Annotated in this window: 11 protein-coding genes; 8 read left to right on the forward strand and 3 right to left on the reverse strand. The window is 64.4% G+C overall.

All coding sequences use genetic code 11. The features are described 5' to 3' along the window. The 4 genes from FS507_RS07405 (at position 1) to FS507_RS07420 (ending at position 8,675) form a co-directional block, all read left to right on the forward strand. A complete protein-coding gene (locus FS507_RS07405; protein WP_260853225.1) occupies positions 1 to 2,400 on the forward strand; it encodes a hypothetical protein in 2,400 nt (799 codons plus the stop codon). Positions 2,401 to 2,404: 4 nt separating this feature from the next. After that, positions 2,405 to 5,842, forward strand: a complete 3,438-nt coding sequence (locus tag FS507_RS07410) for a murein biosynthesis integral membrane protein MurJ (RefSeq protein WP_260853209.1) — start codon at positions 2,405 to 2,407, stop codon at positions 5,840 to 5,842. Positions 5,843 to 6,009: 167 nt separating this feature from the next. Further along, positions 6,010 to 7,482 carry a type I restriction-modification system subunit M gene (locus FS507_RS07415; RefSeq protein ID WP_145942154.1) on the forward strand — a complete coding sequence of 491 codons (1,473 nt, stop codon included), beginning with the start codon at positions 6,010 to 6,012 and terminating at the stop codon, positions 7,480 to 7,482. Further along, positions 7,479 to 8,675 (forward strand): restriction endonuclease subunit S, encoded by a 1,197-nt coding sequence (locus tag FS507_RS07420; protein WP_145942155.1) that lies wholly within the window; start codon positions 7,479 to 7,481, stop codon positions 8,673 to 8,675. Before FS507_RS07415 ends, FS507_RS07420 begins: the two co-directional genes overlap by 4 nt. Positions 8,676 to 8,771: 96 nt before the next feature. On the opposite strand, the gene FS507_RS18460 is transcribed toward FS507_RS07420, so the two are convergent. Next, on the reverse strand, positions 8,772 to 9,008 hold the full coding sequence (locus FS507_RS18460) for a hypothetical protein (RefSeq protein ID WP_260853210.1): 237 nt from the start codon (positions 9,006 to 9,008) through the stop codon (positions 8,772 to 8,774). Between FS507_RS18460 and FS507_RS18465 the strand changes: the two genes are divergently transcribed. After that, positions 8,919 to 9,200: a restriction endonuclease gene (locus FS507_RS18465; protein WP_260853226.1), complete on the forward strand. Its 282-nt coding sequence runs from the start codon at positions 8,919 to 8,921 to the stop codon at positions 9,198 to 9,200. The genes FS507_RS18460 and FS507_RS18465 overlap by 90 nt on opposite strands. Positions 9,201 to 9,203: 3 nt before the next feature. Here FS507_RS18465 and FS507_RS07430 read toward each other — a convergent pair whose 3' ends face one another. Together FS507_RS07430 and FS507_RS07435 are read right to left on the reverse strand one after the other, a co-directional pair. Further along, entirely contained in the window at positions 9,204 to 9,818 is a 615-nt protein-coding gene (locus tag FS507_RS07430) for a PIN domain-containing protein (protein ID WP_145942157.1), read from the reverse strand. Positions 9,819 to 9,844: 26 nt separating this feature from the next. Then, the gene (locus FS507_RS07435) at positions 9,845 to 10,273 is read right to left on the reverse strand and encodes a helix-turn-helix domain-containing protein (protein ID WP_145942158.1); all 429 of its coding nucleotides are present in this window, start codon (positions 10,271 to 10,273) and stop codon (positions 9,845 to 9,847) included. Positions 10,274 to 10,457: 184 nt separating this feature from the next. On the opposite strand from FS507_RS07435, the gene FS507_RS07440 reads away from it, so the two are divergent. The 3 genes from FS507_RS07440 to trxB all read left to right on the forward strand — a co-directional run bounded on the left by FS507_RS07440 (position 10,458) and on the right by trxB (position 15,574). Beyond that, complete coding sequence (locus FS507_RS07440) at positions 10,458 to 13,829, forward strand: DEAD/DEAH box helicase family protein (protein WP_145942159.1); 3,372 nt, start codon at positions 10,458 to 10,460, stop codon at positions 13,827 to 13,829. A gap of 204 nt (positions 13,830 to 14,033) precedes the next feature. Then, positions 14,034 to 14,642 carry an RNA polymerase sigma factor gene (locus FS507_RS07445; protein WP_145942160.1) on the forward strand — a complete coding sequence of 203 codons (609 nt, stop codon included), beginning with the start codon at positions 14,034 to 14,036 and terminating at the stop codon, positions 14,640 to 14,642. Then, positions 14,639 to 15,574: a thioredoxin-disulfide reductase gene (gene trxB / locus FS507_RS07450; protein WP_145942161.1), complete on the forward strand. Its 936-nt coding sequence runs from the start codon at positions 14,639 to 14,641 to the stop codon at positions 15,572 to 15,574. The genes FS507_RS07445 and trxB overlap by 4 nt, the downstream gene beginning before the upstream one ends. Positions 15,575 to 15,679 lie beyond the last annotated feature (105 nt).

Consider the following 15,679-nt stretch of genomic DNA (forward strand, 5'->3'; position numbering starts at 1 on the left):
ATGCGGCGGTTGTCGGGGTCGTCAGGGTCGTCACACCCGGTCCGGCCGTTGCCCTGCCTCGCCGTGGTGGCGGTGGGCGTGGCGCTGACCCCGGTCGTGCCTGTCGCAGCGGCGCAGGACGCTCCCTCAGGGGGAACGCTCTGGTCGAATCCCGAGGCACGGTCCGCGGACCCGGAGAGTGGTGTGTCGCTGGAGATCCTGGGGCAGCAGCCTGCCACGGTCACCGACAGCGGTGCCCTGGACCTGCGGATCCGTGTGACGAACTCATCGGATCAGGAACTGTCGGGCCTGCAGTTGCGTACCCAGCACCAGAATGCGGTGGACGCACCGGACGGTGTGGCGACGTCCCTGATGTCGAATCAGGGGGAGTACCCGTGGGTGGGTCCTTTCCAGCAGCTCGACGGCACCCTGGATCCCGGTGAGGAACGGCAGTTCCGGCTGACCGTGCCCGTCGACGGACGTGCCGGCAGTCTCAGTGGCCTGGGACTGGACGGGCCCGGCGTCTACCCGCTGCTGCTCAACCTCAACGCCGACCTGGGGGGGTCGGGGACGTCCTTCGTCGCCGCGACGCGCACGACCGTGACGGTCACGGAGACCGCCGGGACCGCCGACCCCGACGACCCCGACGGCCCCGACGACACAGACCGTCCCGCGGGGATCACCATGCTCTGGCCGTTGTCGTCGAGCGCCACAGCGGGCGCGGGTCAGGTCGGCGACGCCCCCGAGCCCAATGACCTCTATCTGTCGGACGAGTCACTGGCCGAGGAGCTGCGGCCGGAGGGTCGACTCAGCACCCTGTTGTCGACGTACCGTTCAGCGGCCGCCGGCTCCGATGACCTGCAGGAGGCGACGTGCATCGCCATCGACCCTGACCTGCTTGAAACCGTCTCCCGGATGAGTGAGGGCTACCGGGTCGGTGAGGCCCCCAGCCCCGTCGAGGAGCCGGTACGGCTCCGCGACCGGTGGACCAGCAACCGCACCGGTGACGACTCCGTCGAGGGCACCGGTGCCGCCGATGCGGCGTCGTGGCTGGAAGAACTGCGCACCGTCGTCGACGGCCAGTGCACCGTCCCCCTCCCGTTCGGCGGAGCCGACGTCGACGCCGTCACCGGGGTCGATGATCCCCGGGTCACCGAACTGTCGGAACGTGGGACGGAGACCATCTCGGAGATTCTCGACACCGACTCCGCCGAGGGCGTGGTCGTGCCGGGATCGGGATACGTCTCCGATGCCTCGGTACGGCGTTTCAGCACCACCGGCAGAGAGACACCGACCACGGTGCTCGTCGCCCAGGACTCGGTGGCCACGAACGACGGTGGAGAGGCCGGAATCGTCACCCTGCCTGGCGGGACGCGTGCCCTCCGGTTCCCGGCCGCGCTGGGTTCCGCGCTCGCGGCCACCGGGGAAACTCCCACCACGGCCGCCTACAGTGCGCCGGCGTCGCGACGCGACCTCAGCGACGACAGTGCGGCCGAACGGATGGCAGCCGCGGTCGGCGTCCTCGACCTGGAACTCAGTGGTGCCGGCTCCTCCGACAGCGCGCCGGCCGGCAACGTCATCGCCACTCCACCGGCGGAATGGACGGTGAACGAGGACGATGCGGCTACCTGGCTCGAGGCGGTGACCGGCCGTCTGGAGGACGGGTCAGCCCGCGCCGTCTCCTTGGGAGCCGCCCTGCGTGGCGTGGCGTCCGACGGCACGGTGCAGGAACCGGAGGCCGACCCCGCTCCGGTGGGTGAGGATGACATCGCCGAGGGGAGAGGTCTCGCCGAGGACCTGCACAACTTCACCCGGATCATGGTCGACAACGACAATGTCGCTCTCACCCCCGAGATCTTCACGCGCCCCATGGTCGACGACCTTCTCCGCTCGTTGACGGACACCCGTCGCCGCGTCGCCGACGAGGACGCCGCCGCCCGGGACCGGGCCACGGAACGTCGGGGGAGCGTCCGCGCCCTGATCCACGAGCTGCGCGAGTCGGTGTCCCTGCTCCCGCCGGGCAGCGTGTTCACCCGGACCAGTGACTCCTCGCCCCTGATCGTGGTGGCGCGCAACGGTCTGCCCCTGCCGGTGCGGGTGAACGTCGACTACGAATCCGGTGACGGGGTCACCCTCAACACGCCCGGGATGCAACTCATTCCCGCGCAGGGGAGCGTCACCCTGCAGATGACGACGTCCTTCCCCTCGAACATCCGCGAGACCGACCTGACCATGTACCTCGAAACGCCGGATGACATGCGGATATCCGATCCTGTGACGATCCGTATGGCCTCCGGCCCCGGCAGCGGCGCGCTCGTTGTGGGCATCGGTGTGGCGGTCGTCTTCGGCCTGTTCGCCGTGATCCGGGTGACGAAAAGACGCCGGCAGTTAGCGAACCACCGGGGGCGTGCACGAAGATAGAGCGGTGACTGATTCTCGAGAAGACCCCGGCGACGCCGCACATCCCGGCGAACGGGGGCGGTTCCGCGCCGCCACCCCGCCGGCGAAAGCTGCGCCATCCCGGTCCTCCCGCTCCTCCGGATCGACCGACCACGACACCAGCGAGGCCACCGGCGGCACCGATCCCGGTGCCGACCACTCGAAGCTGAACATGTCCCCCGCCGAGCGGGCGGCGACCGACCCGCGGCTGACCAAGGCCACCTCGACAGCATCGAAGGCCGGCGGTTCGTCCGGCACGAGCATGACCGAGGCCGCGGACGGCAACGAAGGGTCCGGCGCCACAACGGCCTCGGACACCGACGTGGTCCGCGCGACGGGGTCGATGGCGGTAGCCACCCTGCTGAGCCGGATCACCGGATTCCTGCGGACCGTCCTCATCGGTTCCGCCCTGGGAGCAGAGGTCGCCAGTGCCTTCAACACGGCGAACACGCTGCCGAACCTCATCACCGAGCTGGTCCTGGGCGCCGTGCTCACCAGTCTCGTCGTCCCGTTGCTCGTCCGGGCGGAGAAGGAGGACCCCGACCGGGGCGCGGCGTTCATCAGACGCCTGTTGACGTTGACGTTCACACTGATGATGACCGTGACGGTCATCGCGGTCCTTGCCGCACCCCTGCTGACCCGGATGTCGCTGGACTCCGACGGCAAGGTGAACATCGGGATGTCCTCCGCGTTCGCCTACCTGGTGCTGCCGCAGATCGTGTTCTACGCGATGTTCGCGGTGATGATGGCGGTGCTGAACACCAAGGGCATCTTCAAGCCCGGTGCCTGGGCACCGGTGGTCAACAACGTGGTCACGCTGGCTGTGCTGGGCATCTACTACCTGTTGCCCGATGACACGAAGCTCAGCCCCACCGACAATGTCACGATCACCGACCCGCACATCATGCTGCTGGGCCTGGGAACCACCGTCGGCGTCGTGGTGCAGGCGGCGATCATGGTGCCGTACCTGCGTAGGGCCGGCGTGGACATGCGCCCGCTGTGGGGCCTGGACGACAGGCTCAAGCAGTTCGGCGGCATGGCCCTGGCCATCGTGGTCTACGTGCTGATCTCGCAGATCGGCTGGGTGCTCAACAACCGCATCGCCTCCGGCCAGGGGGATGCACCGACGATCTACATGCAGGCCTGGCAACTGCTGCAGGTGCCGTACGGTGTGATCGGTGTGACCCTGCTGACCGCGGTGATGCCGCGGCTGTCCCGTAACGCCGCCGACGGTGACGACAAGGCCGTGGTCAAGGACCTGACGATGGCGACAAGGCTGACGATGCTGGCGCTCGTGCCGGTCATCGCCTTCTTCACCGCCTTCGGCACACTCATCGCCCCGGCACTGTTCGCCTACGGGAGCTACTCCCTCGACACCGCGAACGTCCTGGGCTGGACAATCAGTTTCTCCGCCTTCACGCTGGTCCCCTACGCGATCGTGCTGCTGCACCTGCGCGTGTTCTATGCGCGCGAGGAGGTGTGGACGCCGACGTTCATCATCGGCGGCATCACGGTCACCAAGGTCGCGCTGGCGTACGTGGCACCGCACGTCGCCAGTGAGCCGCGCCTGGTGGTCGTCCTGCTGGGTGCGGCGAACGGCATGGGATTCGTCGCCGGTGCGATCATCGGGCACCGGCTGCTGAAACGCTCGCTGGGACATCTGGGGATGCGCAGCGTGCTCAAGACCTCCCTGTGGGCCCTCGGGGCCTCTGTGGTCTCGGCCCTGATCGTCTGGCGCCTGGATGCACTCGTGGACCGTTTCCTCATTCCGGACGGCTTCATGTTCGGGTTCCTCGTCCGCCTGCTGATCTCCGGTGTGGTGTTCCTGGCGATCGTCATGCTGATCCTCTCGCGCTCGAAGCTGCCGGAGGTCATGACCGTCGGTGCCACGCTGGCCCGTCTGCCCGTGGTGGGACGGTTCTTCGCCGGTGCCGTCCCCGAGGACGAGGACGGGCGCCCTGCGGCACGTATCACCGAGATGCCGATCGCCGGGATGGCCGGCCTCACCGGTCAGGACGTGGTGGGCCCTGCGATGCCGCCGCTGTCGGCAGGCCGGGTCCGTGGCCCGCGTCTGGTCCCCGGTGCCCCGATCCTGCAGGGCCGGTTCCGGCTGCTGTCGGATCACGGTGGCTCACCGGCGGCCCGGCTGTGGCAGGCCCGCGACAACGAGACCGGGGACCTGGTCGCCCTGACCATTCTCGACCCGCAGGTCGCCGGAGTCGGTTCCCGTGAGCTGCTGGACCGCAGCGCCACGCTGGCGAAGGTCTCGTCCCCGGGTGTGGCACGGGTACGGGAGATCTGTGACGCCCGGACACTGGTCGTGGTCGTCGCCGACTGGACCGACGGTGCGCCGTTGACCCGGGTGGCGGAGTCCGGTCCCGACCCGCTGGCCGCCGGTTACGCGATGGCCGATCTGGCCGATGCCGCCGGCGACGTCGCCGAGCTGGGCGGATCGCTGGGCATCGACCACCGTAACCGGTTGCGGATCAGCTCGGAGGGCCGTGCCGTGCTGGCGTTCCCGGGTGTGTTGCCCGGCGGTTCGTCCCGTCAGGACGTGCATGCGATCGCCGTGTCCCTGGACATGCTGCTGAGTTCGGTGCCGTCGCACCTGATCCCGGCGGAGCTCCAGCAGATCCTGGACGACGCCCGGCAGGTCGACGGTGTCGACGCCCGGCAGTTGGCTACACGGTTGCGTGCGGCCACGACCTCCGAGTCACCGGACGCGGACCTCGTCACCAGTGCCGATGTCGCGCCGAACCCGGAACAACGTGCCGGCTTCGGCGCTGCGCCGGAGAAGCCGGGACGTACCGCGCTGTCCGTGACACTGACGATCGCCGGACTGTTCCTCATCGTCGCGCTGATCGTCGTCGTGGTGGCCTACTTCGGCGGTGACCGTCGGGATTCGCCGGTGACCACGGACTCGATCCGTGGCGGACAGTCCACCTCGGCCCAGGCGGCTGCGGAACCGGAGATCGTGGGTGTGTCGGAGGCCAGTGAATGGGCCCCGGCCGAGAGCGGCACCGGGACCCTCGACAACCCGGAGGATGCCCCGTTGGTCATCGACGGTGACCCCGCGACCACCTGGAGCTCGGCGCAGTACGTCGACCAGCTGGGCGACGGGCCGTCCTCCCTGAAACCGGGGATCGGGCTGCTGCTGTCGCTGGACGAGGCGGCCTCAGTGACCTCTGCCGACCTGGAGGGTGTGCCGGACGGGACCAGGATCGAGCTGCGCTCGGGTTCCGGTGACGTCACCGCGGTGGACCAGACAGAGGTTCTGGACGCGGAGACCGCCTCCGGTGGAACATTGACCCTGACCGGTGGGGACGCGCCGGCCGGTGACCGTGTACTGCTGTGGATCACCGAGCTACCGATGCCGCAGGCTGCCTCCGTGGGGGAGGTCACGGTGCACGGCGTGCGGGAGTGACCACCGGATCACCGACATCAACCGAAGTATAGTGCCGTATCCAGTTTTCTGGATACGGCACTATACTTTGCGATACTTCTGAATACGGCGGGTGTACCGCCCTGGCTCGAACACCTGCGCCGACCTCCTCGGCCCCCATGTCGGATGCTCCCGATACCATGAACGTCGTGATCACTGGTGAGCTGAAGTCCCGCGTCGACGCCGTCTGGAATGCCTTCTGGACCGGCGGTATCTCCAACCCGTCCGAGGTGGTCGAGCAGATCACCTACCTGCTGTTCATCCGCCGTCTCGATGACCTGGAGACCATCGGGGAGCAGAAGGCGGCTTTCAGTGGGAAGCCGTTCACTGACCGGCGGTTCCGTGACGACCAGCAGGACTACCGCTGGCACATCTTCAAGGACTTCGATCCGGAGACGATGTTCACCACGGTGTCCACCGGGGTGTTCCCGTTCCTGCAGTCGCTGGGCCGTCGGGACAACGGCGAGGAGTCGACATACGCCACCCACATGAGGGACGCCCGGTTCACCATCCCCACGCCGAACCTGTTGGTGAAGGTGGTCGGCCTGATCGACCAGATCGAGGTGACCAACCGGGACACGAACGGCGACCTGTACGAGTACCTGCTGTCGAAGCTGTCGAGCGCGGGGGTCAACGGTCAGTTCAGGACGCCACGGCACATTATCGACATGATGGTGGAGATCATGGAACCGGGGGAGAAGGAGACGATCTGTGACCCGGCGTGCGGTACGGCGGGCTTCCTGATCGGTGCGTCGGAGTACATCCGGGAGCATCACCGCGATGCCCTGCTGAATCCGAACCTGCGGGAGCATTTCCACGAGGACATGTTCCATGGTTTCGACTTCGATTCGACGATGCTGCGTATCGGGTCGATGAACATGCTGATGCACGGGATCGAGTCGCCGGACATCCGGTACCGGGACTCGTTGAGCGAGAGTGTGTCTGCCGAGGAGGATTCGTATTCGTTGATCCTGGCGAATCCTCCGTTCGCCGGGTCGTTGGACTATGAGACGACGGCGAAGGACCTGTTGTCGGTGGTGAAGACGAAGAAGACGGAGCTGCTGTTCCTGGCCCTGTTCCTCAAGCTATTGGAGCCGGGTGGTCGTGCGGCGGTGATCGTCCCGGACGGAGTGTTGTTCGGGTCAACGAAGGCGCATAAGGCGTTGCGCGAGATGCTGGTGGAGAACCATAAGCTCGATGCGGTGATCAAGTTGCCGTCGGGGGTGTTCAAGCCTTATGCCGGGGTGTCGACGGCGATCCTGTGTTTCACGAAGACGGGCGTGGGTGGAACCGACGAGGTCTGGTTCTACGACGTGAAGGCGGACGGGTTCTCCCTGGATGACAAGCGCGACAAGATCGCGGCGGATGATCTGCCGGATGTCGTCGCCCGGTGGAAGGAGAAGGAGGGGAGTGAGCGCGATCGTGCCCGGACGGACCAGTCGTTCACGGTGCCGGTCTCGGAGGTCCGGGAGCAGGGCTATGACCTGTCGATCAACCGGTACAAGGAGATCGAGTTCGAGGAGGTCGAGCACCGTGATCCGATGGAGATCCTCGCCGAGATTGAGGCGCTGAACGAGGAGATCGCGAAGGGCACAGCGGAGCTGAAGGAGATGCTGAAGTGAGCGACGGACCGTGGGAACTGCCGGCCGACTGGCGGTGGGCGACGTTGGGGGAATTGATCAGTCCAGCGAAGCCCCAACGCGCTGGTGATCGAGATCTCCCCATCCTCTCCATGACGATGCACAATGGGTTAGTCGATCAATCATCGAAATTCACAAAACGGGTCGCAGGGGCAGACCTTTCAGGTTACAAAGTAGTCGAACATGGCCAACTAGTTGTAGGATTTCCCATTGACGAAGGGGTCCTAGATTTTCAGAGTTTATACAATCAGGCTATCGTCAGCCCCGCATACCAAGTATGGAATATAGAGGATAATTCTTCAATATATCCAGAATTCCTTTTGCGATTCCTCCGATCCGATACCGCACTTACCTACTACTCCGCCAAACTTCGCAGTTCTACCGCACGCCGACGATCACTCAATCGTGGAGATTTCCTAAATCTTCCTGTCCCCCTCCCTCCCCTGTCGGAGCAGCGGCGGATTGCCGAGATCCTCGACAGAAAAGTCGGGCTCATGGAAAAATCTTGCCAGCTAGACAACGAGATCGAAGAACTCACTGGAAGCATATTCGACAGAATGTTTCCTGCGAGAACTTTTCCGCACATTCACTTTCGGGACATAATTCAGCGAATCGATAGCGGGACGAGCCCAAAATGTGATAGCCAGCCAGCAAGACCAGGACAGTGGGGAGTACTCAAGCTTAGCGCCGTGACCTCTGGAAAATATATCCCTGAAGAGAATAAACTATTCCAAGGGATCATTGAACCCTTGAGGAAGAATGAAGTCCATTCTGGAGACCTACTAATGACGAGGAAGAACACACCGGAACTTGTCGGGGCAGCATGCCTAGTCGAAGAAGAACACCCAAATCTCCTTATTCCCGATCTGATATATAGAATTGTTCCCGACTATGAGAAAGTACGCCCCTCCTACCTCCAGAAGCTCCTGATGCGGCCGGCTATGCGCCAGAGAATTCGAGCAATCTCAGGCGGATCCTCCCAAAGCATGTCGAACATATCAAAATCTCGCCTTCAGGAAGTAAGTATTCCGCTCCCTCCACTTGCTCTGCAGATAGAGTTCGACAAAATCAGAGAGAAACTGATGGCGTACCAAGAACGTGTAACGACCAGATCTGACTCTCTGAACAGTATGTTTACCGCAATTCAGTCCCGGGCTTTCCGCGGGGAGCTCTGACCAAGATGCTCACCTACGACAGATTCATGCTGCCTGTGCTCCGCATCTTGGCCAACAGGCCCTTCCTCCGCAACTTCTCGAGGCCAACGTCCCACCTTAGACCCCGTCGAACAGATCGACGACGGCATCCAATGCCTTAATTCCACCATCGCCGATGAAATTCTCTCCAGGTTCCACAACAACGCCCCGTCTTTCTTCAAAGAGGCATTCCCCAAACTTCTCATCGCCCTTGGCCTCAGCAGAATCTACGTCCAGGCGAAACGCTACGCACCAGACAATCCAGTCAGCAGGCCGGCAATCCAGGCATTCGTCGGCACCCTGCAGGGTGCCCAAGCCCACCAAGGAGTTTTTCTCACGACTGGACGGTTCACTGCCGGAGCCCGCGACTACGCCGAAGCCATCCAGTCGCGGGTGATCCTCATCGACGGATCACGGCTCACCAACCTCATGATCCAGTACGGCGTCGGCGTCCAGGTCGAACGCACCATCTCCATCGTCAAGGTCGACGAAGAATTCTTCGAGTAGTCCCTAGCCCGGCAGAGCAATCACCTGGAGCCTACCTGCGACATATCGAGAAAACTCCTGACACCCGGCAGCGCGTAATTTAGCCGGAAGATTGAAAGGCTTCCTCTTTCCTGCCCAGTACCGATATTGACAGAGAATCACTGTATCGATCATTTCCGGCGCGGATTCAGCCGCAAGCGTCAAGAACTCGTCGGCAGTCATCACATCATACGGGCAATCATCCGGGTCGTCGTAGATCTTCGTAAAGTCTTTGATGTTGTCAGTAACAACAACTCCGATACCGGCATGCACAGCCGCATCGTGCACGTGGGCATCGTAGGGATCTATCACATTCACCGAATCATCATGGGCGAATCCACTTATTCTCGCTTCTTTCCCCATGCTCGTCTCGAGCCGATCCCTCAATGATTCAACGCGACTGCTGTCGACATGTGTCCCGTATTTATCAATAAACCTTCGACGCCGATGATACCCCGCTTCATTGAAGATGTCTTCGGTCCAGCGGAACGACCAACTACCCAGTGACATACTGGCTAGAAGACCGAACCAGCTATGAAGAGTCTCCGAAACCCAGATGTTCGCGTCAGGAAGAACAGAGTTCGGATTCACCACAGCCATACCGTGAGGATACCAGTCAGGGCCACCTAGTTTTCGTTTTTCACCTCATCGTCGAAGTCCATGACGTCAAACACCGCCTGCAGTCTCTCCTGCTTGAGTGCATCACGGTACGCCAACACATCCCGCGACAGCAGTCGGTGATGAGAACCGACCTTGTGCGCGGCGATCCGTCCCTCCCGGACGTGTTTCATCAGCGTCGGCCTCGACATACCGAGCATCGAAGCAGCGGTCGTGGTGGTCACTTCACGTGGCAACGTCGAGACGGAGATCGGAAGATCCTCCTTGATCGCTCTGAGTACCGCCCGGAATATCCCGTTGACCGGCGCGGGGAGGCCACGTCCGTCCGCCGTGGCGAACTCCTGGGCATCTCCACCGTGTTCAGTGATGAACTCCTCTATCACCTGCCGCTCGCCGGGTTCGAGCATGATCGTCTGGTTCTCTGCGGTGACAGTCACAGCACACCCCTTTCATATCCGACGATCCCCGACACTCCGCCGGACACCGACCACTGCGGTTCACCCGTCACATTAACGCTTTACACTTACAACCGCAAGGCCCCCTCCGATGCCGCGTCCCGCGGACGCACGACTGTTACCCTGAACCAAGCAAACGTTCAGCACAGCAGGAGACGACCACCGCGTGAGCAACTTCGACTTCATCCGGGCCGAATGGCCCCAGATCTTCGAGTCCTGCGTCAAAGCCGAGGCCAACCACAAGAACGACCCCCGCGCCGCCTGCTTCTACGCCCGCCGCTCCGCCGAGCTCGTCACCGACCACATCTACGACATCGCGGACCTGCCACCCGCCCACGACCGGTCGTTCATCACCCTGCTCAACGCCCCCGCCTTCCGCGGCACCGTCGAGAAGAAGATCCTCGACAAGCTCCACGTCCTGCGCAAGGTCGGCAACGACGCCGTCCACGATGACCGTCCCGTCCGCCACTCCACCGGCATCCAGCTGCTCAACGAGCTCTTCCACGTGGTCATCTGGGCGGCACAGCGCTACTCGACTGCACCGGACACCGTCCCGGTCAACCAGCAGTTCGACCCTGCCCGCGCGGACCAGGTCGCCCCCGTCCCGCGTGAGAAGGTCGCGGCACAGCTCCAGAAGTACCGCGCCCTCGACGCCAAGCGCGCCAAAGCCCTCGCCGACCGTGAGGAGGAACTCGAACAACTCCAGGAGACCGCGGAGCAACAGGAAGCGGAGATCCGCCGACTCCGCGAAGCCGTCGCCGAGGCGCAGCAGGCCCGTCAGACCGCGGATACCCACGACTACCGGGAGTCCGAGACCCGCGACGTCCTCATCGACGTCCTGCTCCGCGAAGCCGGCTGGGACCCGGACACTCCCCGCACCCGCGAGTACCCGGTACGCGGCATGCCCAGCGCCAGCGGCGAGGGCCGCGTCGACTACGTCCTCTGGGGCGCCGACGGGCGCCCCCTCGGCCTCGTCGAGGCCAAGCGCACCGGACGCAGCGCCGCCGAAGGTCAGCAGCAGGCCAAGCTCTACGCAGACTGTCTCGAGGCGGAGACCGGCCAACGCCCCGTCATCTTCTACTCGAACGGCATCGAGACATTCCTCTGGGACGACGCCTCCGGCTACCCGCCACGGCCCACCCAGGGGTTCTTCACCGCCGATGAACTCGGACTGATGATCCGGCGCCGTCACACCCGTCGCCCGCTGGCCGCCGAGCCGGTCAACGACGACATCGCCGGCCGCTACTACCAGACCACCGCGATCAAGGCCGTCGGCCAGGCCTTCGACAACCGTCGCCGCTCCGCCCTCCTGGTCATGGCCACCGGTTCCGGCAAGACCCGCACCACCATCGCCACGGTCGACCAGCTGATGAAGGCGAACTGGGTGAAACGTGTCCTCTTCCTCGCCGACCGCACCGCGCTGGTCACCCAGGGTGCGAATGCCTTCAAGGCCCACCTGCCGGACGCGCCGGTGGTCAATCTGCTCAATGACCGGGATAACGACGGCCGGGTTTTCCTCTCCACCTACCCGACGATGATGAACCTCATCGAACAGCAGCGTTTCGGTCCCGGTTTCTTCGACCTCATCGTCGTCGACGAGGCCCACCGCTCCGTCTACGCCAAGTACGGGTTCATCTTCGACTACTTCGACGCCCTGCTGCTCGGCCTGACGGCCACTCCGAAGGACCAGATCGACCACAACACCTACCGGCTGTTCGACCTGCCGGACGGGGAACCCACCCACGCCTACACCCTCGACGAGGCCGTGGCCGACGGCTTCCTCGTCCCCGCACGCGGTATCAGCGTGTCGACCACCTACCTGCGCGAGGGCATCCGCTACGACGACCTGACCGACGAGGAACGTGCCGAATGGGACCTGAAGGACTGGGGCGACGACACCCCGGACGAGGTCACGAGCGGGGAGCTGAACAAGTACCTGTTCAACACGGACACCGTGGACAAGGTGCTCAAACGGCTCATGGAGGAGGGGCACCGGGTGGACGACGGTGAGCGCCTGGCCAAGACCATCGTCTTCGCCAAGAACCAGCGCCACGCCGAGTTCATCGCCCGGCGTTTCGCCGTCGGTTGGCCGGAGCTCGGTCCTGACTTCGCCCGGGTGGTCACGCACAGCACCGACTACGCGCAGACGCTCATCGATGACTTCTCCGTCGCGGACCGCGCACCGCACATCGCGGTGAGTGTCGACATGCTCGACACCGGCATCGACGTCCCCGAGGTCGCGAACCTGGTCTTCTTCAAGGACGTCCACTCCGAGACGAAGTTCTGGCAGATGATCGGCCGCGGCACCCGCCTGTGCCCGGACCTCTTCGGCTCCGGCCGTGACAAGGAGGACTTCCGCGTCTTCGACTTCTGCGGCAACCTGGAGTACTTCAACCAGGACCTGCCCACCGCCCGGGACTCCACACCGCGGTCGTTGACCCAGCGCATCACCGACCAGCGCATCAGTCTGCTCCGGGAGCTCGACACGTCACACACCGATCCGGACCTCCGTGAGAGCACCGCCAGAGAGCTCCACTCCTTCTTCAACGGGATGAACCCGGACAACATCATCGTCCGACCGCACCGCCGTGCAGTAGAGCGCTTCAGCTCCGCAGACCTCTGGTCATCGGAGTTGTCCGACAAAGACTCCGACAGCGCGCTCACCATCACCCGCCTTCCGAGCGGTGGGGGAGTCGCGGGGGACAAGGACACCGACGCGAAACGGTTCGACCAGCTCATCCTGAATCTCCAGCTGGCCCGACTCACCGGCGACGCCAGGGCCGTCACCCGGTTCAGCGACACCGTCCGGGCCATCGCCGAGGACCTGCTGACCCGCACCACCATCCCCCTGGTGAAGGAGCAGGCCTCCTTACTCGAGGCCGTCGCCGGGGACGACTGGTGGGTGGACGTCACCCCGTCGATGCTGGAGGTCGCGCGTGTGCGTCTGCGCGCCCTCGTACGCCTCATCGACAAGACAACGCGGAATCCGGTGTACACCGAATTCAGCGACGAGATCTCGGAGTCCGCCGACGTCATGATCGGCCACACGACGCCGGGGTTCAATGTCGAACGTTTCCGGAACAGGGCCCGGGCCTACCTGCTGGAGCACTCCGACAGCATCGTGCTGCAGCGTCTCCAGCGAGGCAGCCAGCTCACCGCGTCCGACCTCGACGCACTGGAGACCATGCTGGTGGACGCAGGTGGTGACCGCGAGGATATTGCCCGCATCGCCGACGACGCCGGCGGACTCGGACTGTTCATCCGCTCCCTCGTAGGTCTTGACCGCGCCGCCGCAAAGGAGGCGTTCGGGGAGTTCCTCACCGACACCCATTTCAACGTCGAGCAGGTGCGGTTCATCGACACCATCATCGACGAACTCGCCGTCAACGGCGTCGTGGAGCGGGGGCGGCTCTTCGAGTCACCCTTCGTGGACATAACCCCGAACCCGTTGTCGATCTTCAAGCCTGCGGAGCTCAGTCAGATCGGCAGCATCCTCGATGATGTCCGGGCCACCGCCGAGCCCGGCGGCGCGGCATAGCCGCGGCATGGTCTACGACGCCGCGAGCCGCAGTATCGTCCGGAGCATCCGCACCGACATCACACCGGACGCCGTGGTCGTCATCGCAGCGGTGGCGAAGTTGTCCACAGCCCCTCCGCAGGTGTGTTCCATTCGCTAAGGTTGTGCACAAGGCTTTCCCCGGGGGACGGAGGAGAGCAGGGGACACTTCCATTGGGGGATTTCATGACCGCACCATCTGTCACACCGTCGGACGCCGAACTGCTGCGCCGGCACCTCGCCGGCTGCACAACGTCCTTCACCGACCTGATGGGTCGGCATTCCGGGCTTCTGGGATGGGCGCTGCACCAGGCGGGAGTTCCTGTCGAGGACCGCCAGGACGTCCTGCAGGACGGACTGCTCAAGATCCACCGGACGGCGGGCACGTTCCGCGGTGCGGACTCGGCCGCGTCCTGGTTGCACACCATCATGCGTAACACGGCGTTGACCCACCTGCGCGACAGCAGACGCCGGAACGACGAACTGGCCCGGGCGGTGGACCTGGGGGAGAGGCTGCGCTACCTACCGGACAGCCGCACCGTGGATGCCGGACGAATGGTGCACCGCATCCTGCTCCACGAGGCAGTCAACGAACTTCACCCTGGCCTGCGCGACGTGATCGTGCTCACCGACATGCAGGACTGGTCGCTGCGTGACACGGCGAACCACCTGGGCATTCCCACCGGGACGGTGAAGTCCCGTCGGGCACGGGCTCATAGTCACCTACGCGCGCGCCTTGCAGAGGCCGGGGTGGCACCTGCGGTGTCCGGTGCGTCGCTAGAATCGTCGGCATGAGTGATTCCACCCCGTCTGTGCATGACGTCGTCATCATCGGTTCCGGCCCCGCCGGTTACACCGCCGCCATCTACGCCGCCCGCGCGGAGCTCAAGCCCCTGGTCTTCGAGGGCATGGACTTCGGTGGCCTGCTGATGCAGACCACCGAGGTCGAGAACTTCCCCGGCTTCCCGCAGTCCATCATGGGGCCGGCGCTCATGGACGATATGCGCAACCAGGCCGAACGCTTCGGCGCCGACCTCCGCATGGAGGATGTCGTACGGGTCGAGTTGGACGGTGAGCTGAAGAAGGTCTTCACCGACGAGGAGGAATTCCACGCCCGCACCGTCATCCTCGCCACGGGTGCGGAGCCGCGGTATCTCGGTGTTCCGGGCGAGGAGGCCCTGCTGGGCCACGGCGTCTCCGCGTGCGCGACCTGCGACGGCTTCTTCTTCAAGGAGAAGCAGATCGCCGTGATCGGTGGCGGCGACTCCGCCATGGAGGAGGCCGACTTCCTGACGAAGTTCGGGGACCGGGTGACGATCATCCACCGCCGTGACGAGTTCCGTGCCTCGGCCATCATGGAGGAGCGGGCACGCAACAACCCGAAGATCGACATGGTCATGAACTCCCGGGTGGTCGAGGTGCTCGGTGACGGCAGTGTCCAGGCACTCAAGCTCGAGGACACCGTCACCGGCGAGACCCGCGAGGTTCCGATGGACGCGATGTTCGTCGCCATCGGCCATGACCCCCGCATCGCCGTGTTCGAGGGGCAGGTCGACCTTCAGGACAACGGTTACGTCAAGGTGGACGAGCCGTCGACGAAGACCTCCGTCCCGGGAGTATTCGCTGCCGGTGACCTGGTCGATTCCCACTATCAGCAGGCGATCACCGCCGCCGGGTCCGGGTGCCGCGCTGCGTTGGACGCTGAAGGTTATCTGGCCGCTCTCTGAGGGCCAGCGGAGTCGGGCTTATCCGGATCGTGACCCTACCGTGACCGCTCCGTGACTGTTCAGCGCATGTTTCCGTGCTCCTACTCCCGCGGGTATTGTGGTGTG

Origin of the sequence: Corynebacterium glyciniphilum AJ 3170 (assembly GCF_007673095.1) — a bacterium.
In the GTDB taxonomy this organism is placed as follows: domain Bacteria; phylum Actinomycetota; class Actinomycetes; order Mycobacteriales; family Mycobacteriaceae; genus Corynebacterium.